At 49.4% G+C, this 20,546-nt stretch carries 20 protein-coding genes and 1 tRNA gene; 14 read left to right on the top strand and 7 right to left on the bottom strand.

Annotation, left to right across the window (positions count from 1 at the left end):
- Nucleotides 1-393: 393 nt before the first annotated feature.
- On the top strand, nt 394-645 hold the full coding sequence (locus IPN95_06935; GenBank protein MBK9449137.1) for a TM2 domain-containing protein: 252 nt from the start codon (nt 394-396) through the stop codon (nt 643-645).
- Nucleotides 646-737: 92 nt separating this feature from the next.
- Nucleotides 738-1,367, top strand: coding sequence for a hypothetical protein (locus IPN95_06940; protein MBK9449138.1), 630 nt, complete (start codon nt 738-740; stop codon nt 1,365-1,367).
- Nucleotides 1,368-1,399: 32 nt separating this feature from the next.
- Here IPN95_06940 and IPN95_06945 read toward each other — a convergent pair whose 3' ends face one another.
- Both IPN95_06945 and IPN95_06950 read right to left on the bottom strand, forming a co-directional pair.
- A complete protein-coding gene (locus IPN95_06945) occupies nt 1,400-2,023 on the bottom strand; it encodes a metallophosphatase domain-containing protein (protein ID MBK9449139.1) in 624 nt (207 codons plus the stop codon).
- 3 nt (nt 2,024-2,026) lie between these two features.
- Nucleotides 2,027-3,352, bottom strand: a complete 1,326-nt coding sequence (locus IPN95_06950; GenBank protein ID MBK9449140.1) for a T9SS type A sorting domain-containing protein — start codon at nt 3,350-3,352, stop codon at nt 2,027-2,029.
- A gap of 69 nt (nt 3,353-3,421) precedes the next feature.
- Here IPN95_06950 and IPN95_06955 point away from each other — a divergent pair, with 69 nt between their 5' ends.
- The 9 genes from IPN95_06955 to IPN95_06995 all read left to right on the top strand — a co-directional run bounded on the left by IPN95_06955 (nt 3,422) and on the right by IPN95_06995 (nt 11,386).
- Nucleotides 3,422-4,699, top strand: coding sequence for a hypothetical protein (locus IPN95_06955; GenBank protein ID MBK9449141.1), 1,278 nt, complete (start codon nt 3,422-3,424; stop codon nt 4,697-4,699).
- 91 nt (nt 4,700-4,790) lie between these two features.
- On the top strand, nt 4,791-5,834 hold the full coding sequence (locus tag IPN95_06960) for a cytochrome c (GenBank protein ID MBK9449142.1): 1,044 nt from the start codon (nt 4,791-4,793) through the stop codon (nt 5,832-5,834).
- 161 nt (nt 5,835-5,995) lie between these two features.
- Complete coding sequence (locus IPN95_06965) at nt 5,996-6,376, top strand: hypothetical protein (protein MBK9449143.1); 381 nt, start codon at nt 5,996-5,998, stop codon at nt 6,374-6,376.
- Nucleotides 6,377-6,394: 18 nt separating this feature from the next.
- Nucleotides 6,395-7,006 carry a hypothetical protein gene (locus IPN95_06970; GenBank protein ID MBK9449144.1) on the top strand — a complete coding sequence of 204 codons (612 nt, stop codon included), beginning with the start codon at nt 6,395-6,397 and terminating at the stop codon, nt 7,004-7,006.
- Nucleotides 7,003-7,338: a hypothetical protein gene (locus IPN95_06975; protein MBK9449145.1), complete on the top strand. Its 336-nt coding sequence runs from the start codon at nt 7,003-7,005 to the stop codon at nt 7,336-7,338. Before IPN95_06970 ends, IPN95_06975 begins: the two co-directional genes overlap by 4 nt.
- A 337-nt stretch (nt 7,339-7,675) precedes the next feature.
- On the top strand, nt 7,676-8,131 hold the full coding sequence (locus IPN95_06980) for a hypothetical protein (GenBank protein ID MBK9449146.1): 456 nt from the start codon (nt 7,676-7,678) through the stop codon (nt 8,129-8,131).
- 525 nt (nt 8,132-8,656) lie between these two features.
- Nucleotides 8,657-9,007, top strand: a complete 351-nt coding sequence (locus tag IPN95_06985) for a carboxypeptidase regulatory-like domain-containing protein (GenBank protein MBK9449147.1) — start codon at nt 8,657-8,659, stop codon at nt 9,005-9,007.
- A gap of 5 nt (nt 9,008-9,012) precedes the next feature.
- On the top strand, nt 9,013-9,372 hold the full coding sequence (locus IPN95_06990) for a hypothetical protein (GenBank protein MBK9449148.1): 360 nt from the start codon (nt 9,013-9,015) through the stop codon (nt 9,370-9,372).
- Between the two features lie 883 nt (nt 9,373-10,255).
- Nucleotides 10,256-11,386 (top strand): hypothetical protein, encoded by a 1,131-nt coding sequence (locus IPN95_06995; GenBank protein MBK9449149.1) that lies wholly within the window; start codon nt 10,256-10,258, stop codon nt 11,384-11,386.
- 1,247 nt (nt 11,387-12,633) lie between these two features.
- Here the strand turns inward: IPN95_06995 and IPN95_07000 are convergent.
- From IPN95_07000 to IPN95_07015, 4 genes are all read right to left on the bottom strand, one after another.
- Complete coding sequence (locus IPN95_07000; GenBank protein ID MBK9449150.1) at nt 12,634-12,867, bottom strand: four helix bundle protein; 234 nt, start codon at nt 12,865-12,867, stop codon at nt 12,634-12,636.
- Between the two features lie 204 nt (nt 12,868-13,071).
- Nucleotides 13,072-13,144, bottom strand: a tRNA-Met gene (locus tag IPN95_07005).
- 192 nt (nt 13,145-13,336) lie between these two features.
- Nucleotides 13,337-14,260: a 2OG-Fe(II) oxygenase gene (locus tag IPN95_07010; protein ID MBK9449151.1), complete on the bottom strand. Its 924-nt coding sequence runs from the start codon at nt 14,258-14,260 to the stop codon at nt 13,337-13,339.
- A 50-nt stretch (nt 14,261-14,310) separates the two neighbouring features.
- Nucleotides 14,311-15,957: a hypothetical protein gene (locus IPN95_07015; protein ID MBK9449152.1), complete on the bottom strand. Its 1,647-nt coding sequence runs from the start codon at nt 15,955-15,957 to the stop codon at nt 14,311-14,313.
- Nucleotides 15,958-16,024: 67 nt separating this feature from the next.
- On the opposite strand from IPN95_07015, the gene IPN95_07020 reads away from it, so the two are divergent.
- A complete protein-coding gene (locus IPN95_07020) occupies nt 16,025-16,492 on the top strand; it encodes a hypothetical protein (protein ID MBK9449153.1) in 468 nt (155 codons plus the stop codon).
- A gap of 7 nt (nt 16,493-16,499) precedes the next feature.
- Here IPN95_07020 and IPN95_07025 read toward each other — a convergent pair whose 3' ends face one another.
- On the bottom strand, nt 16,500-18,188 hold the full coding sequence (locus tag IPN95_07025; GenBank protein MBK9449154.1) for a T9SS type A sorting domain-containing protein: 1,689 nt from the start codon (nt 18,186-18,188) through the stop codon (nt 16,500-16,502).
- 504 nt (nt 18,189-18,692) lie between these two features.
- Here IPN95_07025 and IPN95_07030 point away from each other — a divergent pair.
- The gene (locus IPN95_07030; protein ID MBK9449155.1) at nt 18,693-19,973 is read left to right on the top strand and encodes a hypothetical protein; all 1,281 of its coding nucleotides are present in this window, start codon (nt 18,693-18,695) and stop codon (nt 19,971-19,973) included.
- A 99-nt stretch (nt 19,974-20,072) separates the two neighbouring features.
- A complete protein-coding gene (locus IPN95_07035; GenBank protein ID MBK9449156.1) occupies nt 20,073-20,519 on the top strand; it encodes a tellurite resistance TerB family protein in 447 nt (148 codons plus the stop codon).
- The last annotated feature ends 27 nt before the right edge of the window (nt 20,520-20,546 follow it).

Here is a 20,546-nt window from a genome sequence, read left to right on the forward strand (position 1 = left end):
TTTAAGGTTTGGATGGGTGCGTCAGGGCTTCTGAAATTTTGCAGCCTCCATTCGGAGAATTGTAAATTTTTTCTAATTTCGGATTCTCAATAATTCATTACCAAACTCAAAAACATGAAAAAATTTAAAACGTACGCGATGGTGTCTGTATTGGCGCTCGTGGCTTTCTTTATGATTGCCGCTCGTAGCACTGAATCCACCGAACCACAGCGTAAGGAGCAAGGTGTTGCCGTTCAGGGAAATCCCGGCAGCATCACAGCAAATGAAATGGCAGCTCCTGCTGTAGCCGACAAATCTTCGGAGATTGCTGGAACTGCAACCCAAACCATCAAGGTTCCTGTTGATCACAAAGCCTCCCTCAAGGAGAAAGTGGCTGCCAAGATTGTCGCTAAAATGGTCAAGAAAGAAATGCGCAAAGCCGAGATTGGCAAAACCACAGGCGGTAAAAGTCAATTGGTGGCTTTATTGCTTTGTTTTTTTCTTGGCGCACTTGGAATTCATAGATTCTATCTTGGATATACTGGTTTGGGAGTTCTCATGCTTCTAACAGGTGGCCTTTGTGGAATTCTTCTTCTGATTGACTTTATCCGAATCTGCGTAGGAGATTTAGGTCCAAAAGGCGGAGAATACGGAGAAACCCTTTAACTAAGGGTAAGTCTCTTTGTAGTTGAGAAAAATAGGACGTTACCTTGTAACTCCTATTTTTCTTTTGTATCCAATATCAGCAATAGATTCCGATGACGGAAAAGAAGAAACAACAAATTTCTGCAACTCAGGAAAAGAAGCCACGATACAATTGGAATACGCTCAAATGGTGGCTGGTCGCACAGATTATTCCTGCCTGTTTTGTGGTATTTGTTTCCTTCTACCTCCTACAGCACACAAGCATGCCCTTTGAGTTGGCGATTCCGATTTCTGTTGCTTGGGGTGCCTTGGGTGCGACCATCCATTATTTAAGCCTCAAACGCGGCATGAAATTCCGGATGATTTTCACGGCCCTGTTTGCTGTTTTGACGGTGGGAGCAGCCTTTGGCTTGGTGAGAATTTTCGGATATGATTTCTCCAAGCTCAAGGAATGCCCTGTTTGCGGGTTTGTCACGCTATCCGAATCTGGTGAAACCTGTCCGCTGTGTCGCGTCAGGTTTCAGCAAGCAGATGCTGATATTGAGGGTTATGCTTCTTTGGATGAGTACCTTCAGGCCGAGCAAATGATGTTTTTTCTCCCGGATAGCGGATCAAGCAAAGTTGATTTTTTCGGGCCCTGCAATTGCCCGGAGCATTTCCCGAAGTCGGCTACATGGAAGCCGTCGGTCACCGAAGAGGAAGTATTGGAAGTCCGAGCCATGACCTTGCCGGGCAAACCCTAGTCGCTTTCACTGAAGCAAGATTTTAGATCATTCTACAATTCCACGATTGTCGCATCCCAAACCACGAGGTAGCGATGATTGACCACACTCGCGTTCACAAATTTGGTTTTGCCCTGCTGCAATTCGCCGTGTTGCTCGTGAATGTGGCCAAAAACGTGGAGCATGGGCTGCACGCTTTCGACCTTTTTGATCAATTCTTCGCAGCCGACATTGGGGCCACGTTCGACTTTGTCCAAAATCCCAAACGGCGGACCGTGCGTGATGAGAATGTCGGTATCCTGCGGAATTAATTCCCAGTGTTGGGCGATTTCAGCACCGCGCTGCCGGTTGAATGCCCAATCATGGAACCACGGTTGCACCGGCGAACCCCAAATCTTCAACCCTTCGATTTCCGTACCGCTGTCGTTGAGATAGGTGACACCTTCTGGGATCAGTGATTCAAACAGTTCGGGATTCTTATCGGCCAAAAAGTCATGGTTGCCAGCGATGAGCACTTTGTGCGGATGCGGCTGACGGCCAAACCAGTCCAAAAAGGCCATTACTTCCCTTTGCAAACCTTGGCCGGAAAAGTCCCCGGCATGTATCAGAAGGTCGCCTTCGGGCAAACTCAGGGTATTGTGGAGGTTGTGGGTGTCAGAAATGAGAACAATGCGCATGGGTCAATTCAGTTTGGTAAATGTGCCGTAATGCGGTGGTTCGTGAGAACTTGTCACAAGGATCGAATATTGTCCTTCCGGCAATTGGCCGACCGAAAGCTTGATGGGGCTGTTCCCTAGGGTACGTTCGTGCAAAACGATTTTGCCCATGAGGTCACGGACTTGGATCTCCGCGTTTTTCAGGTTCGTTTTGCATTCGATCCAAACATATTCCGAAGTTGGGTTGGGCCAAAGGTGTACGGTTTTCGGGTCTTTAAGGCCTTCCACTGCGTTGGGGGTTCCCAGAAACATGACGCTGTTGCGGGAGTTTTCCTCATCGTCGCGAAACACGAGGTAGGCCGCCGTCGGGTCAAAGGCCCATTGAGGTTCACTCACCGTGTTGTTGTAAACCGATTGGCCGCCCAAAAATTGCCAGTTGCCCGCCACAAATTCGTAGGCGCGTGGTGGTCCGCCAGCTGCGTGATCCACACTTAGGACATAAGCAGTCCCGGCATGGCTGAGTCCCAGCGTTGCAATATCTCCAGTTGTGAATCCTGCCGTACCCATTTGTGTCCATGCGCCAAGGCTGAGTTGTTCTGCTGTGATCCCATCTGCTGTATCGCGTCGCAGCGTGACCATTCCCGTTCCGCTGCCGTCATAGAGCATTTGAAACGAGATGTATTCTTCGTCAGGTTGAGAAAAGGAGGGAAGATTTTGCCATAAGCCATTGACGCGGTGAAGAATTGCATGCGCAGTGGACATCAAAATCAGGGGCTCACCGAGATCATCCAATTCCATGTCGATCAACCTGCCCTCCAGCATTCCATGCGCAAGCCAATTGCCATTGACGGCCTTGGAGAAAATCAAGGTAGAGTCGGTCGGCCCCGCGCGGAATCCGGCGAGCCAGAGCCTACCGTCGGAAGCCACGCGCATTTGCAATCCTTGGATGTTTTGAATGCCGACGAGCCCAGGCATCCATTGCCAGCTGCCATTGTCAAACTGGTAGGTTGCCAAATCGGGTGCAATCGCAAGGCAGGCTGTGCCATCAGGCAAAAATGTCAAGGCGCAATCGTTCACCCCGTTGGTAGGGAGGCCTTGTGTTCCATGATTTTCCCATTCGCTGCCATCAAACCAATCCACAAATACCGCTCCCCCTGAAGTGTAGGCGAGGTACGGATTCCATTGCGGGGAAAGGGCGAGTGCTTGGCTGCTTACGGCATTGTCACTGATGAGTGGATTACCCAAAAACGCCCATTGTGCAGTGGCCCTATTTGCACCGAATGCGAAAAGGATCAAGAATGCAGCATGCACATTGATCAAATTCTGGAGCCGATGAATTATCGTGGACATTGGGTTAAAAATACGGCTTTTCAGCGAAATAGTGCTAGTTTTGAATCAGGTATTCAATTCAAAAGGGGAATGAGGAAATCGCACATTTCAGGCTGGGTGTTCTTGCTGATGCTGGGTTTGATGCAACAAACTTTGGCGCAAGACAGCCTGCGCATCATGGATTACAACCTCCTGCGTTACGGCGCGGCAGGAATTGGCTGTACACCGACTGGTGTTTCGGCACGGAATACATGGATTTCCGGCATTCTGAATCTGGCACGCCCCGATATATTTGGCGTCAATGAAATGGGCCCGGCGGCTGGCCCGACCAGCCCTTCGCATAACCTGCTCATCAACATCCTGCAGCCCATCAACCCAGCTTACCGGGCCGCGACCATTACCTTCAACGGGTTTCAGGACGTGACCAATATGATGTATTACAACAGCGACAAGCTCGGCCTTGCCCAGGAAGCTGTGATTCCAGAGCCGACCCTGAACTTGCGCGACATCAACTACTATAAGTTTTATTACAAGGGTCCCGGGCTCGCGCTGGGAGATACCACATTCATTGAGGTTGTTCAGGTACACCTCCATGCCTCCGATGCCAATACCCGCGCGGTGCAGGCGGAAGCCATCATGCATTTCCTTGACAGTCTCGCAAGGCCCGGCAATTTCATCGTACAGGGCGATTTTAATGGCGATGGTAGCACGGAGCAGGCCTTTCAGAACTTTGTCGCCCATCCCAATGCGGATTGCAAATTGAATGATCTGCTCGGTCTCACCGGCAATTGGCATGGCAATACGAACTGCCGCCCAGCGATGACCCAAGCCACGGACCCCAATCCCAACAATCCTTGCGGATCAGGAGGGGCTTTGGATGATCGTTTTGACCACATTCTTGTTTCCAACAGCATTTTCAACAATACGGACGATGTACGCTACATACCCGGATCCTATTGGGTGCTGGGCAATCCATACGCACCGAATGCGGCAGTTGGCAATACCGTGCTGAACTATATCAAGCTCATGAGCGACCACCATCCGTTGACGATTGACTTGGAGATTTCCAAGGCAGTTTCAAGGGCCGAGCCGCTTGCGGCTGTGGATGTGATGCGCTTGCGCGGCAACCCGGTCGACAGCAAGCTGCGACTCAAGTTGGCGCTAGGTGCATTCGAGGGACGATCCTTGAAGTTGGAAATGACAGGTATCGATGGTAAAGTACTCAAGGATTGGACCTTCGTCGGCCAAGGAAATGCACAGACGATGGAACTGGATATCGCTGAATATGCTGCAGGAGTATATTTCTTGAGGCTGTTGGGAGACGATGTCCTGCTCGATGTCGAAAAGGTGCTCGTCAACCAACATTGATGCGTACCATTCCAAAATTTGTGGCCCAAGGTTGGGCGTGAATATTTCGCTTTTTTTCTTTAGTTTGCTTTCAGTACAATTCTTCTGGTAAATGAAACGCCAATTCATAGTTTTTATAGGCTTGTTGTCGTTGGGTCTCGGACTCACCGCAACACAATTTTTGCGTTCGGATGATGCCCCGGCAGCACAATGGACCAAGGACACGCCCGTTGCAGATGTGCTGAAAGCATTGGGTGAACCTTATCCTGTTACCCATCCGGGTGAAGAATCCGCCGAATTGGCGCAAAAAGGCAAGGAAATTTTCCATACGGGAACTACCGTAGGGCCCGATGGGAAAAACATTCGCCTGCAAAGCCGCCACTTTGTTTGTAGCAACTGTCACAACTCCGCCAAGGAAGATCCGGATTTGCGGGTGAGCGACCCCGATGCCAGATTGGATTTCGTGCTGGCGAATCGTCTTTCCTTCCTTCCGGCCACCACCATGTACGGTACGGTCAATAAAAAGAGCTGGTACAATGGGGATTATCTCCGCAAATACGGCGACTTGGTGCGCCCGGCCTACAACAGTCTGGAATATGCGATCCACCTCTGTGCCACGGTTTGCAGCCAAGGCCGCGACTTCACCGATTGGGAAATGAAGGCCATGTTGGCCTATTATTGGTCCATTGATTACAAGTTGGGTGATTTGAACCTGACCGCCGAAGACTGGAAAAAATTGAAGGCATTCGAAGGCAAAGGTTCCGATCCCACCGCCGCTGAATGGCTCCGCAGCTTCTATCTTTCGGGCTCGCCCGCAACGTTTTTGGAAGCACCTGAGGACAAAAGCAAGGGTTACGAAATCAGCCGCAAGGCCGATGCCGAACGTGGAAAGCTCATTTACAACAACAGCTGTCTGATGTGCCACGACGAGCAGGGTCCGAGCAATTATCTGAAGCTGGACAATGGCGCTGTTTCGCTTGGCATGTTCCGTCAGCACTTGCGCAGCAAGGGCCACCTTTCTTTGTATGAAATCGTGCGCCATGGCACCTACGCCGACACGGGCCACCGCGCCTACATGCCCAACTACACCGCAGAGCGCCTGAGCAATGCGCAGGTCGAGGATTTGCGTGCCTACATCATGCAGGGAGATATCTGACATGGAAATGCGAGCAATTTCATTGCGGACGGCGTTTTTGGGAATGATGCTGGCGTTGTTGCTGAGCGGATGCGTGCATTCTTATCCGCATTCGACGCCGGAAAAGCTGGGCAAGACCGTGTTCAAGATCTTGCAAAAGCAAGATCAAGGTGGGTTTGTCGATGGTCATTCCGACAGAAAAGGATTTGGAAAGTTTCCTTGCAACCGCCGATATGCCCGAGGACGAATTGGCGGCTTTCAAGCAGGAAATGAAGCAAATCATTGCCGAATTTCAGGCATCGGCCGAGCAAGCCTTTCAAAAAGCAAGCGACATGGCCTCCAAAGAAGGCATCGTCCTGTCCAAAGCCAAAATCGGCGAGGTTTCATTCTCCAGCTGGCAAGGCCCTGACAATATGCTCGCCAACATCACCGTGAACTTCAAGTATGGCGATCAAAACCACACTTTGGTCATCGAGGACGCGGGCAAAGTGACAAGCGGCTGGGTTTTGGGCCGAAATGCATTTGAGCTTGCGCCACCACCTCCGCCGGCACTGCCACGATAATCCACTTGAAACACCGCCATGAACCAAACACCCCAAAACTACTTATTGCACAGCTTGCTGCTGTTGGCCCTTTTTGCTGCAATGGCAGGCTGCCGCAAAGTCGACGTCTCTGCGGACGTGATTTGCAAGGCACTTCCTGATAGCCCTGGATGGGGTTGGCGTTATTCGTTTGATACACCTGTTGTGGGTGGTGCCCGCTTCAATCCCAACAATCCGAATGAAATTGTAATCCTTGACTATACTTGGGTGCCCCATCGCACGTCGATTTGCATCTTGAACACTGCAACGGCTGCGCGTCGCTGCATTTATGAAGGCAACGTTGACGCAGTGCCGTCTTGGGGAAAAAATGGATGGATTCTGTTCGTGGAAGGGGCTGGAACAGTTTATCGAATTCATGAAAGCGGCGATAGTTTACAAGCCCTGACTTCCTCAGGGGCAAATTATGACCCTGTTTGGAACGTCGATGGCCTACGCTACGGCTTCAGGAGCAACGGCACCGGTACGAATTTGTATTATTTGTTTCATGAAGACGGCACGCCGATCGATACACTGATCAATTCTGGATTGGGCCAATCCTGGAACCATCCGACCTATTCGCCGGGCGCGTATTCGGCGCAACTTGTCCTTTGACGGATACGGAACGGGATTCCTTGATCATCCTCGAGTCCGAACCTGACAATGGGCAATCCGGCGGCGGGGCTGTGTTTGTGGATGACCATACCTTGGTTTTTGCCTATCCTTCGGGCATTTATGCGATGGACATCCAAACCCGGAAAAAGACCGTCTTGCGGGAAACCTGCAATTCCGTGTTGTACAAATTCCCTGATTATTCGCCGACCCTCAACAAGCTGATCTGGCTAAAAATCACCCTGACGCCGCTTTCATATTCGGAGATGCGCGTCACCCACGCGCTTGTGACAATGGATGCAGATGGGAATCATGAGGAGTTGGTGGGGTTGTAGGGGGCTTCAGATTTCGGCCGCCTTCGCATGGTTGAGTCTGGTGATCGACTTCCAGAAAGTCAGCAAAAGGAAAATTGTCCTCCTTCACACTCCCGTCCTCAAAATGAAAAAGCCGGCGAACCTTACTTTCTGCGGATCGGAAATGATGATTCCCCTCAAAGACGGTCTCGTAGCCAAGCTCTCCAAATACCAAAAGGCCGAGTTTGAAGCGGCGATTCGGAGCTGAAAATTCCATTCGTAAATCAAAACCGTCCATTCTTATAACACATTTGCAGCACCTGAAAGTGTGCGCTAACGTTGTTTCAGTTTTTATTTTAAACCTTCAAAGCGATTGAATATGAGAACTGTAAAAATCTTTTTGGTATTGTTGATGGTAGGCCTTTTGGGCGCACAGGTCAATGCGCAAGGCAATTCACAAAACAACAATGGCAATGTGAACGTTGCCCAAGTTGAAGTGATCGAGTACGCCCCCAACCAAGCGTACATCACCCTCAAACTCGTAGGTCAATTGGCGCCAGACGTCACCGAGGTAATCTACACAATCAAAGGAGACCGTATTATTGGCGGTGAACAAGAAATTCTCCTCGACCAGTCACGTTATTTGGATCCAGATCCAGAATGGCAAGTCGATTTCAATATCCTGCCCAAAACCACCAATGGCAATGGCAATGCTCATCAAGAAAACATGGTGGAGATTGAAATTTCAGCAAATGCACCCGGATATAGAGGACCCAAAGCGAAAATCGCAAGGCGTTTCAGGGAGCCAATTTACGGGCCTAGTAAGGGATTCTGAAGGAGGACATCATCACATGATCCCCATTTAAAATATCAAGGAGAGCTTTGGCTCTCCTTTTTTTGTAGTTGGACCCAGCCAGACAGACCTGCGGGATCGGATACGACCACTTTGTCAAAGTTGCTCCATGGGGCGGAGGGCTTTGGCCTTCGGTTTTCTGTTGGAAGCACTGCGGATTTCAAGGGTTGCGGTGCAAGGATTCATTCAAAGCCGAACATGGTTGTGTTCTAGTTTGGGTTTGGAAATCAAATCAATAGCCAAAATTGCTTCTCACGAACTCCCGAATTTTTGCCGTCAAAGGATTGCTTCAGTGTGAGATGGAGTGTGAGTGCGTCAGTGCTCCGTCGGGTGTTCATTCGTCGCTTCGCTCCTTTCTTAGACTGAAGAAGGCCATCGAGACAAAGTTCCAACCCATTGTGGGGTGATTTGAGCCGCACGATGGTTTTTGTGGAGGAAGTGAAACGGGGCCGCTTGATAGTACCTGACTGATTTACCAGCATTCACCTAAAATGCCTACCTTTCGGTATGGGCGAATACGTAAATTCAAAGCTGTGGATGACGGCAATCCTGTTGTTGGGAATGGGGCTTTCTGGATGCGAAGTTGAGACTTTTGCTAATGGCTCTGTGGTAGATTTTGATACGGGTGCGCCTATCGTGGGGGCACATGTGATGGAGATCGCGGTTTCCAAGGATTCGGGGGAGTTGCTTTGTGAAACCTACACGGATTCGAGCGGCAGTTTTTCCATGGATGCGGGTCTCTGTGGTTTCGGCTCTCGCAGAGTGACCCTACAGATCGTCGTCGAAAAAGACAGCTTCGCCTCGGTCATCGGTGTAAACAATTATGCAGCCCTCAATGTCCGCCTCAAACATCGTTGAGTAGCATGAAGACGTTCTTCACACGCCTTTTTCGTGGCCTTGGTCTGCTTTTTTCAGTGATTGCGATGTGCTCTCTTGCAGGCTGCGGTGAAACCGATGTATTCGTCGGTGGCAGAGTCTTGGATGCCGACACCGAGGCCCCGCTTGACAGCGCGCACGTAAGCCTCTACTACATTGACAAAAGAGAAGCCCGCTTAAATTTGGCGGAATACTCCGACAGTCTTGGACATTTTTTCCTTTATGATTTTGGACGTTTCGGCAATAATGAATTCTTCATCCTGGCTTCGAAGCCTGGGTATGTCTCCCAAAGCCTTGATGTGGGGACCTTTGATACGGATTTGGAGATCAGGCTTGATCCTGAGTGAGGGCGGCATGGAGCAATGAGAAAACAAAGAGGAATGCGCCCACAAGGAATTGTCCTGCTGCTGAAAATCGTAGCCAAGGATGGTATGGAGTGGCGGATGAAGGACCTTCCTGGCTGAGCTGATGATCAGCTCAAGCGAAGCCACAGAGTCCATTGAGCGCAGCGTAACTGCGGGCCTGAGTAGTGACGGTAAAAAGCATATGATGAAAGGTGCTCTGAAGGAGTTCCTTGTCCACGGTATCCGTTATATGTTTCCGGTCCGTGCTAGGGATATGGTGCGTGGGATGGCGAACTCGCATTCTGCGCCGCCCCTCATCGACCATATTGTTGCCGACGTGAAGTAGGTCTGGCCTTATCCAGAAGGAGAGGACTAGGCCCTTTGATATACAATAAGTTTCTCGAAGTCGAACATGGTTGTGTTCTAGTTTGGGTTTGGAAATCAAATCAATAGCCAAAATTGCTTCTCACGAACTCCCGAATTTTTGCCGTCAAAGGATTGCTTCAGTGTGAGATGGAGTGTGAGTGCGTCAGTGCTCCGTCGGGTGTTCATTCGTCGCTTCGCTCCTCACTCACACTCCGCCCTCACACTGAAAAAGCCGGCGGAGCCGGCTTTTAGTAGCGGGGACAGGACTCGAACCTGCGTCCGCCTTCGGCGGAGCGGAAACATTCAATAGTGTTTAAGGTGTCGGCTGCAACGACGAAGCCTTGCCGTATGACGTTGTGTCGGGTTGAGAAGGGTTTACGGAATTGGGGTCGAGGCTCGATTTGTAAACCAGCTGGTTTCTAGGGAAGGCTAACCACTACTGTTGCAGGAGAATTTTTTCACTGAAAAACATCGACACGATTTGGTATGTTTACCTGATACAAAAAGGCAGTATAGTTCAATGGAGTCCCGAAAGACACTAAGAAGGCCGGCAAATTGGCAAGACTTTGAAAGTTTATGCAAAAAACTTTGGGGAGAGATTTGGAAATGTCCAGAAATCCAACAGCATGGTCGTCTGGGGCAAGAGCAATTTGGGGTAGATATTTTTGGCATACCAAAAGGAGAAGATGGATACTTTGGCATCCAATGCAAAGGAAAAAGCGAATACTCCCACAACCAATTCTCAGAAGAAGAGGTCATTACTGAAATCGAGAAAGCAAAGACCTTTGAACCAAAACTTAAGAAGTTCTACCTTGCCACGACCGCACCGAATGACAGCAAGATCCAGGCAATTATTCGGCGCATCGATCTGGAACATCGGGCACAGGGCCTATTTGAAGTTCACTTGTTTGCTTGGGAAGCAATTGTCGATTTGATCGATGAAAACAAAACCACCCACGATTGGTATGTAAAGAGTCAAAATTATAAAGCCAGCAGGGAGGTGACAGTGACCTTTGATAACGACCAAATAGAGATCGTATGCAAACCTTGGTTCGAAGCAACAACAGACAAAATCAACGAAGATGATTGGGAAAGGAACTATCCGCCACCAATTGCCCCAGTTGACTTGTCAAACCTTAGATTAGGTGAAAGCCCGTTTGGACACATGGATTTAGGTCGCCGCGGGGCCTATGACGTCTACGTAAATCGTAGCTTCTATCCATTCTGCTTAAAAGTCTTCAATTCTGGAGAAGAACCAATCGTGGACTATAAATTAGAAATTTGCTTCGATCCCTCCATCCAGAGTTTAGCTAAAGGAAATGAGAAGGGATTTTTTTCAATTTTCGCCAATGCAGGATTCCAAGAGATTCGATTGTCAGAAGGAGGAAAGGCAAAGATTGTTCCCGAAGAAGAAACGTTAGTTCCTGGTGACAGCTTTATATCTAATTCTATTTACCTCAAACCTTTTCCGCGAAAGGGACTCGTATTACTGAAATGGAAACTTCTTTCACAAGATTTTCGTTCCGAAGGCGAATTGAACCTGTTAATTCATCCGGAAATAATAAGTTATGCATTGAATGAGGAATCTGAGAATAGAATGGAGGAAAGTCTAACGCCAATTGGGTTCAAAGATTATATTGCCAAAATTTGAGTGTTACTTTCGGTTGTTTCATTTAGATACTGCCAATCCCTGCACGCTAATTAACATTGTTTAGCAAGCAAAAACATAAGAATCATTCGCAACTGATTTCAAACGGCCCCCACCCAAAAGTAAAAAGCAAAGCGATCAGACAATTGTTAGCCTTACGTCTTCTTTTGATTACCTCAAATCAAGTTGTCATGGATTTTGGGGGTTGGTACATCGATAGTCCACAGCTTCAAAAGTAACGAAGTGCTTGAGGAGTTTGAATGAGAGCCACTAAAAGTTTTGGTTTTTTGCACGGCTTTTGCCGAGTGGTAATTTGTTGGGAGCAGTCGCAATGCCTAGCCGCCCCATCGAGACTTCGGTAGGGCGGCTGAGTATTTCTTGCCAACAATGGAAAATTTTCAATTGAAAGGACCAGGTCCACCAGCAAGTTTGTTCCTCATAAAAGATAGAACGGAATGCGCTTTGCAGTACTGATAGGTGAAGCATAGTAACACTTCATATCTAAATTTAAGTACTGTGTCTATATCAAATATGCCAGTTCAACTTTTAGAACAGGCAAAGCGGTAATCTACTTACCCTTTTTTGCCCTTACTGAAGCCTCTGTTATAGGCATCGTTTTGAGCTCTTTTTCTGTCCCGAGTCGACTTCGAATCAAATATGTTCGAAATTGCACTATTGGCATTAGTTGGTGGTTTTCTCTTTCCACCTTCTGAACCAGTCTTTTCCCCGTCATTAAAAGCCTTTCCTGCCATAATCGTAATTATTTAAAGGGTGAATTTGTCATGAATACGACAATGGAAACATAAAGTTTCACGTGCTGGCAAGAATTTAGACGAATTCGCTACAGTCGCCGCAAAGAATGCAAATCATTCAAAAACCGCTTTCCATGACAGAGTTAAACGAATCTATTTTTTTAGGTAATGGTGGAAAATACGAGGTTAGGGCATTGGAAAAGTTATTTGTGCGAACCCGGTAATTTGTCTTGACGGTTATATCACGTAATTACTCGAATCACCAAATCAATGTAGTTGATGCGGGCAAAGGTCTCAAGGAGTTTCTGTCGAAATTGGCAACGACATGAGGGTAATCCCGCCTTAGCGCGCGCTAGCCACAAAGCAAAAGACAAACTTCCGATGCAGACCGGAGATTTTCAATCGGTGTCGACAAAATCCTTGAACGTTCGTCGGCAACCAATTGGAATTTTCCGAAACCAAATCGACCGAGTCAGTCCACTTACTGCGATCGATAGATCATGATAGGACCTCAAGTATGGAACTTCTGGCAATGACGTAAAAGTTCCGACGGTCCCTAGGTGTGAAACGGCCAGTGCCTTCAGCAATGTTTAACGGGATACTGAGTGCAGCTCTGCGTAGTTGGTCACGCGTAACACTGTCAATTTTGGGGTTGCTACGTAGCCAATTGACAATTTCCTTGTGGAATGCTTTAGCTTTCTGGTAAACGGTGAGTTTTTCGAAGTCGAACATGGTTGTGTTCTAGTTTGGGTTTGGAAATCAAATCAATAGCCCAAACTGCTTCTCACGAACTCTCGAATTTTTGCCGTCAAAGGATTGCTTCAGTGTGAGATGGAGTGTGAGTGCGTCAGTGCTCTGTCGGGTGTTCATTCGTCGCTTCGCTCCTCACTCACACTCCGCCCTCACACTGAAAAAGCCGGCGGAGCCGGCTTTTAGTAGCGGGGACAGGACTCGAACCTGCGACCTCCGGGTTATGAGCCCGACGAGCTACCATCTGCTCTACCCCGCAATATATTTTTACAAATTTTGGCGAATGGTGCCGCCAAATTTTATCAATGCTCAATGAACTTTCCCTGTTTGGGGATGCAAAGATGCAGGGAGTTTTTGCTTTTTGCAAGTCCTCCGGTTAAAAAATGAGAAATATTTTTTCCGGCAGCTGGTTTCAGCAGATGATTGAAATTGCACTAATTAGTTAAGGCCCTCAAGACCAGTAGAATATCTTCTTTTTGTCCCAGCCGTAGTCCAAGAAGCCGCCCAAAGTAATCCTTTCCCGGGTGCCGAGGACTTCCTCGACGCGGTGCCAGATTTGGCCGCCTGCAAACAAAATCAGGTCCCCTTTCTTGGGATCGATGATCTGCACTTCCTCCCCATCGATGTACCGGATACTACCGTCGGCCATGATCACTTCCTTGTTCTCATGGTTGCTCTTCTTGGTCTGACCCTTTTCCCATTCGAAGTCATACAGGGTCAATTCCCCGCCGCTTTCAGGCTCCTGCAACATGAAAAAGAAGCTCAATTGATCGTAAACGTCGGTTTGGGTCTCGAGGTGATTGAAAAATTTCTGCCAAGCCGTCTGGAAATAATTCGCGCAGTGGATGCTGATATTGCCCTCGCCGTTACCGTAGTAGGCCCGGTAGGTGCAGTTGGCATACTGACCTTCGTTGTCATATCCCTTCGGAATGGCCATCGGGAGACCGTTGGAAAATGCTGTGAGCCATTTTTCGACGAGTGCCGTTGTGTCGACTCCGAGGTAGTCTTTGGAATTGTGGTAAAACTTCTCGCTGATCTCGAAGTAGGATTTCATGCGCTTCATCCCTTCTTCCTCGCCATTCCGGAAAGCTTGACCGATTTGAGCAGCAAAGATCGGAGGAAATGACCACCCAACCGGCATCATCACCTTGATGTCCTGCGGCAACTTTGCGGCGGCTGCATTGATCTGATCGACAACATCTTCAGGAATCGCGCCCCGGACGCAGATACCATCGTATTTGCGTGATTGCAGGTCAGCAATCGCATTTTCATAGCCGGTAAGATCACTTGCCTCGACGAGGCGGAAGTCATACAACTGTTTGCCGCGGATGCGTCCGCCGCTCCGCACTGCCATATCTGTTCCTGAAGCGTCCATTGATTGAGGGGATTAATTCTAGATCCAAGGTAATGCAGCTCGGGGAATTTTCAAAATTTGCTGAAACGGCGTCGCCAGGCTTCAAAGTCGAGAAATTGCATCGTGATCGGAGAATCCCCATCCAGCAAAGTTTGTCGCATTCGTCGACGACGGTAAACATACCGGCGCCACGTTCCGGGGTCGGCTGTATACTGGTCCAATGCATTTTGGTATTTGGGCTTCAAGGCGATCTTCGGATCCGTCCCCGCAGTCATCTTCGGCAACGCACTGTCTGGGCGATGCGTCAGCGGCGAATTGGAAGGGATATGTGCGAGTGAAGTCAGGCAATCGCGGAAAATGACATTGTAAAGCTGATAGTCGGCAAGCATTTCGAAAGGAATCGCCAACAAAGCCTGCAAAAAGCGGCTGTCCCAAAAGGGTGAAAATCCTTGGTTGATGATTTCGAAGGGTTGTAGCCACGTGCCGCGTGATCCGTTGTAAATGTTGGTAAACGTGCCGCGGTAAAATTGCTGCATCTGGAATTGCAGCATACGGTTTTCGGAGGTCATTTCATTCAAAACCGTGCGGTAATGGTCAAACGGGTGACGCTTCAACTTTCGTCGAAACCACCAAGAGAATATCCCGCGGAGTTTGGCATCCACTTCCTCAAAGGTCAGTTCCTTCCGAATCGGTGCTGCCTTGGCGCAAAATCCGCCGAGAAATTCGCCGCCGTGCCAGCCGCCGATGATTTTTGCGGTGCGAATGTACTGGGATTCGTCAAAATAGTCCTGTCCAAAGTCGCGCTCGGAAAAGGCAATTTCGAGGATTTCATGTTGAAGGCCAAGGTGGCTTACCAAAGCCGTTGCGCCAATAAGATCTTTGTCTTCTGAAGCCTCCAGAATCGAAAGCTTGCTCGTCAAAAATTTTGTTGCAGCGAGCTGCTCAGGGGTCATGCAACTCAAAATCAGGCGCGAATCCGCACCGGCTGACAAAAGGCAATTGACATTTGTAAGTTGCGTGAAGAGTTGCTGAACAATGGTTTTCAAAACTTCCGAAATGCGTTTGGCATGCTCCTCGATGCTGGATACGCGATCGATCGCGATCTTGGGTTGCCAATACGCGGCCTTTTGGACCGTCGCGTTTGAAATCACCCAATTTGCTGCGCAGGGTAAATTGGAAATGCCTTCGATCAGTGTTTCGTCACCCAAGGTGGTGCCCAAACAAAAATAGTCGGTGACAGCTTCCTTATTCACCGAAAACCGGAATCCTTGCAAGTGAAGCAGCGGGGCAATCTCATTGCAAAACACGACGTATTCTTCCGTGGCACAGACAAATAGCGGACGCATTCCAAATTTGTCATTGACCAGTGTAAGCTGATGCGAATCGGGGTCGTAGATGGCAGCGCAGAATGCGCCATCCAATTGGGGAAGGCAAGCAGGACCAAGCCGTGTCCATGCAGCGCCAAAGCCATCGGCGGGAGGAGAGGTGACCTGACCATTTTCCACGACCGAACCGATAAATCCGATCAGTTGATTTCCCGGACCATTGGAGGCAAATGCAGTCTCGTCCTGCAATTCATTGACGGAGAGTAAAATAAATCCGGGGAAATCTCGTCGGTGCAGGTATGTGCTGTAATGCGAAAATGCATCGACCATTGGTTGGACAGCTTCCGCTGAAATGCGATTGCTGCGATGGTAGATTCCCAAAATTAGTGACATCTCGTTCCCCTCAAAAGTTATGGCCCCAAATTGCATTCCTTGCGGACTTTTTCCTAATTTCAGCAGAATGCGCATCATTTTTCAAAAGGGAATCGACGGTCCGGATGTCTTGACTTGCCATCGCAAGGACGACAGTATTTGTGAGACGGTTTTGTCCTATGGCAGTGCCTACCACGACCTTGCGCATTTTGTCGTCGAATCGAAACTGGTACTTACCGAGGGGATTTGGGGCAAAATTTCGGAGGGTTACTCATTCGACGAATATAACCTCCCCAATGAAACAAGACCCTTCCCAATCAGCCCGCAAGGCTATCAAGCCGAATTTCTCGCGACCTTGGTCCAAAGCGCCGTTCCGACGGGCGAAATTTCAGAATTCTACGTGCAGATGTTGCGCGATGCTGCCACCACTTCGGGGATTCCCTTTCCGGAGTTGCCTGCACCGTCAATCCTGAGCGAATTGATCGCCCAAGCCAAAGTCCTGACCCAACAATGGGAAGCCCTGAAACCCGGAGATTTCCTCGAACTAAAGTTCTGAAACAAGATTATTCGATCACAATTCGCAGAGCGCCAGTTCCTTGTTTGCCTTCTGCCCTGACGACGTACATTCCGGCAGGCAATTTCCCGAGGTCCAAGCGCAGCCTGTTGTCTCCAGCTTGCAGATGCCAATCTTTTGCCTGCATCACTTCCTTGCCTTGGAGGTCGGTGATCAACAGGTTGACCAAGTCCGGCTTTCCGACGTGCAAGTAAATCTCGATTTTGTCCCGCGTCGGATTGGGGACTGCTTCGAGTTGATATGTGCGCAAAGGAGTGCTTATGGCGCTGCTGTTATTGAGTGGAAACGAGACCTTCCAGAGGTTGGAGCGTCCGCCGCCACGCTGCTCGATGACATAAACATCGTTGCCGACTTGCACGGCATCAACGGGAAGGTAAAATCCGGCGATGATGCGTCGCGAAGTCATGACATATTCGCCCAGACCCTGATTCCATGAAATATCCAGCTTGAGCATGTCTTCGCAGGGATCGACAAAGGGTCCCGGTGTGCCCCACGGCGCGATCGGGCTCATTCCGGTGCTGTCTCCGCCGGGCATGTAGCTGAGCACCAATCCTGCTCCTGCAAAATCACCGTCAAACAAGCTGTCCCGGTCGATGATCAATCCGAGGGGAGAACGGTGCGCGGTAAAGCTGCGCAGATTGCCGCCGATGTCAAATGCGTTTTGAACAAGGCCCGTGATACTGTCGCGGTAATAAATCGCGCTTGGCCCCAAGTTGAGTATCGGGTCCTGCAGAATCGTGTTGGGCGGAGCAGGAAAGGTCGGATCGGCAGCGAAAATACCGTCGAGATAACCTCCGCAAAGGTGATTGACCAGCGGATCTTGGTTCACATCGTAATTGGGATTCATCAGCGGGTTCCAGTGGTCACCCATTTTCCAGGGAAAGCCATAGTGTTTGCCTTGTTGGAGCCAATTGAGTTCCTCGGGATCGTCGCGTTCGCCGCTGTTGTCGATGGCAAACAATTCGCCCGCAGCATTCCAGTCCATGTCGTAGGCGTTGCGCAGCCCCCAGCAAAAGACGTAGCCGCTGCTGTCAAGGGCCAATGAATCGGAAGGGAGCGTGAGGCCAACGGTGTTGACGGGGATCTTGTAAAGTCTTGAATTGTAGGCGCCTTCGCGGCGACCGGGATGGAAACCATTGTCATCAAAAATTTCGCCGGTCATCGTGCGGGCACCGCTCGCCCAATACAGGAAGAGACCTTGCGGGTCGGTCATCACGCTTGTGAACGGGTGCTTGCTTGCAGGATGCGGTTGTGTTTGCACGACCGTGGTCCAGATGCGGCTGCCATTGGGTTGCAAGGTCCCCTTGCTGATGCGCGCGGTGACGTAGCCGGGCGTTGCGTTTGTGTTCCCGCTCAGGTACAAGACGCTGTCGCGAAAATGCAAACCCTGCGGATGCGTGATGCCATGGTCTGCAAAGACCGCGACGCGTGCTTCGGTAGCTTGCTGCCCCGTCGGCATCGAAATTTCATAAATATCTCCGCCCGGAAGACAATAAAACAGATGTCCCGAAACAGCATCCCAAGCCATTTTGTTGGGTCCTGAATGCGTCACCATCACTGAATCGATCTGGAATCCGGGTTCCAAAGGGTAGGGGGATTGGGCATGCAGCATCCCAAATCGGAGAATGCAGGAAATCAAGCAGGCAAAAGCAAGGTGTGTTTTCGGTGGAAATTGCATTTTCAATGATGTTAAGAACAAAATAGGGAAATTTTTGATTGGGAATGCTTTTTCGCGTTTGATTTCCTTCGGTTTTTGCTTCCAGAATGGACGGCCTTGCATCATCGAAAGGTGCATTTCCAATTACCCGGAGGTCAATTGTTCATTCCCCGATGCACCCTCTCTTTCCGTTGTGGTCCTTGAGAAAATCATCGGATGGGTGCTGCCTTGCGCGCGATCGTAGCTTTATCTGGCCTTGCTGCTCGTCTCGTTGATCAAGCATTGGGGAACAGGTTGGGTGTATTCTTTGCAAAAGAAACTTCCCAAATTGTGAAGGGACACCGTGGACGAATGCGTGAAGAGGACAACTCTGGCTCATGGAGGGCTCGTTTTTCCATTCAGGCAGCCATACAAACCGTTGGCACTTCGCCCTTTGCGGCATGTTAGAAATTTTGTATTTTAGCGAAGTTTCGTCAGCAAGTTTCACCCTCCAGCCCTCGTTGCACTGGATCAATACGGAAGAAAATGAAAAGGTCACTCATGGTGATGTTGTTGGTTTTGGGAGCCTCCACACACCTCATCAGCCAGAATCTGGTCAACAATTACAGCCTCGAAAACTATTCGAGCTGCCCAAATGGTGCCTCCGCCATCCCGCAGGCCATTTCTTGGAATGCGGCAAAAAATTCCCCGGAATACCTGCATTCCTGCTCATCTGGAATCTATTCCGATACTCCCACCAATTATTTCGGGTATCAGGTTCCGGCTCATGGGCAGGCGTATGGAGGCGGATTGTTTTACGGATCGTTCCTCAGTAGCTACCTCGCCGACCTGCGTGAATATTTTTACGTCACACTCAGCAGCCCGATGGTCGTGGGACAAACCTATTATGTCCAGTTCAAAATCAACTTGGTTGACAATTCGCCTTATGCGATCAACAGGGCTGGTGTACAGTTTGTCACGAGCTACAACAGCAACTATCCGTTTCAGAACAATGCGCATGTGTACACCAACACTGTCATCAGCGACAAGACCAATTGGACGACCGTCTTTGGGACTTTTGTACCCACGGTTGCCTATACCGCGCTCAACATCGGCAACTTTTTCACTGATGCCAACTGCACCGTGCAGTTTGTAGGTACCTCCGTTTCGATCGGGTATCACAGTTATTGCTTCATCGATGAATGTTATGTAAGTACCGTTCCGCCGGTAGTGCTCAATGTAAAATGGAACCGAGCAGAAGTCGATGTTGCGGGAAATATCGCCAACCTGACCTGGGATTTCGAAGGAGAAGATGTCGATTTTTACCAGTTGGAGCATTCTGACGATGGACATGATTTTGCCGAGGGACAAAAGATCAAAGCGATTGAGGGCCAGCAGCTTTATGCGCAAAAGGACACCCTTCACAGCCACATGCCGACTTCTTTTTACAGAATTAGGGCGGTGATGAAGGATGGCAATACCCACCTTTCACAGGTCATCGAGGCCAAACGCTTTGAGGCCGGAATTGACTTCCTGCTTGCCTACCCTTCACCCGTCAAGCAAGATGAACTCCTCACGGTAGAATACAATTCCACGACGGGGCAGGCCGCAGAAGTTCAAATCATCGGCATTGACGGGAGATTGGCCCGCACAGAAATATTCCCGGAAACCGACCCTGGTCACCACGAGTTGAAGCTCTCCGATGACAGGCCTTGCTGCCGGTGCCTATATCCTCAAAGCCGGTTCGCTCACCCGCAAATTCATGGTCGCCGAATAGGCCTTGTCCGCATTGAGGCACCTGAAAAATCTTTGAGAGAATTCGCTTGAAGGCAAACGGGATTCCATTTGTCATCCAAGGCCTTTTCCCTAGATTTGCCCTTCGAAAATTCATTTATATCATCCCACACCCAATACACGATTTCATTTATGGGTCTTTTTAGCAACATGTTTGGAGGCGGTCAAGACAAGCCCGTTTCCTTCAATCGCCAGGAGGCATTCACCGGCTTTTTGCTCGCCGTGATTGCTGCCGATGGCGTCATCACCAGCGAAGAAATCCTGGATTTCTATTCCGCGGTGAACAAAGCTCAGATCATGGAAAACGTCTCGCAAGATGCGTTCAAAAAGATCATCCAAAAGTGCATGGACGTCTTGAAGAAGAAGGGATTCGAAGAATTGCTGCAATTGAGCGCACTCGGAACCACTCCGGATACAGCCAAGGGTGTCTTTGCCTATGCCTGCGACCTCGTATTCAGCGACAGCAATGTGGATCCCACCGAAGCCAAGATGCTCGACCGTATCAAGGACTTGCTCAAGATCGACGATGATTTTGCAGCCAAGGCAGGCCGCGTCGCCAAAGCAAAAGCTTCCGTTTAATCATTTCCCATCCCAAAAAGCAGAAGA

It is taken from the genome of Bacteroidota bacterium (assembly GCA_016718825.1).
In the GTDB taxonomy this organism is placed as follows: domain Bacteria; phylum Bacteroidota; class Bacteroidia; order J057; family JADKCL01; genus JADKCL01.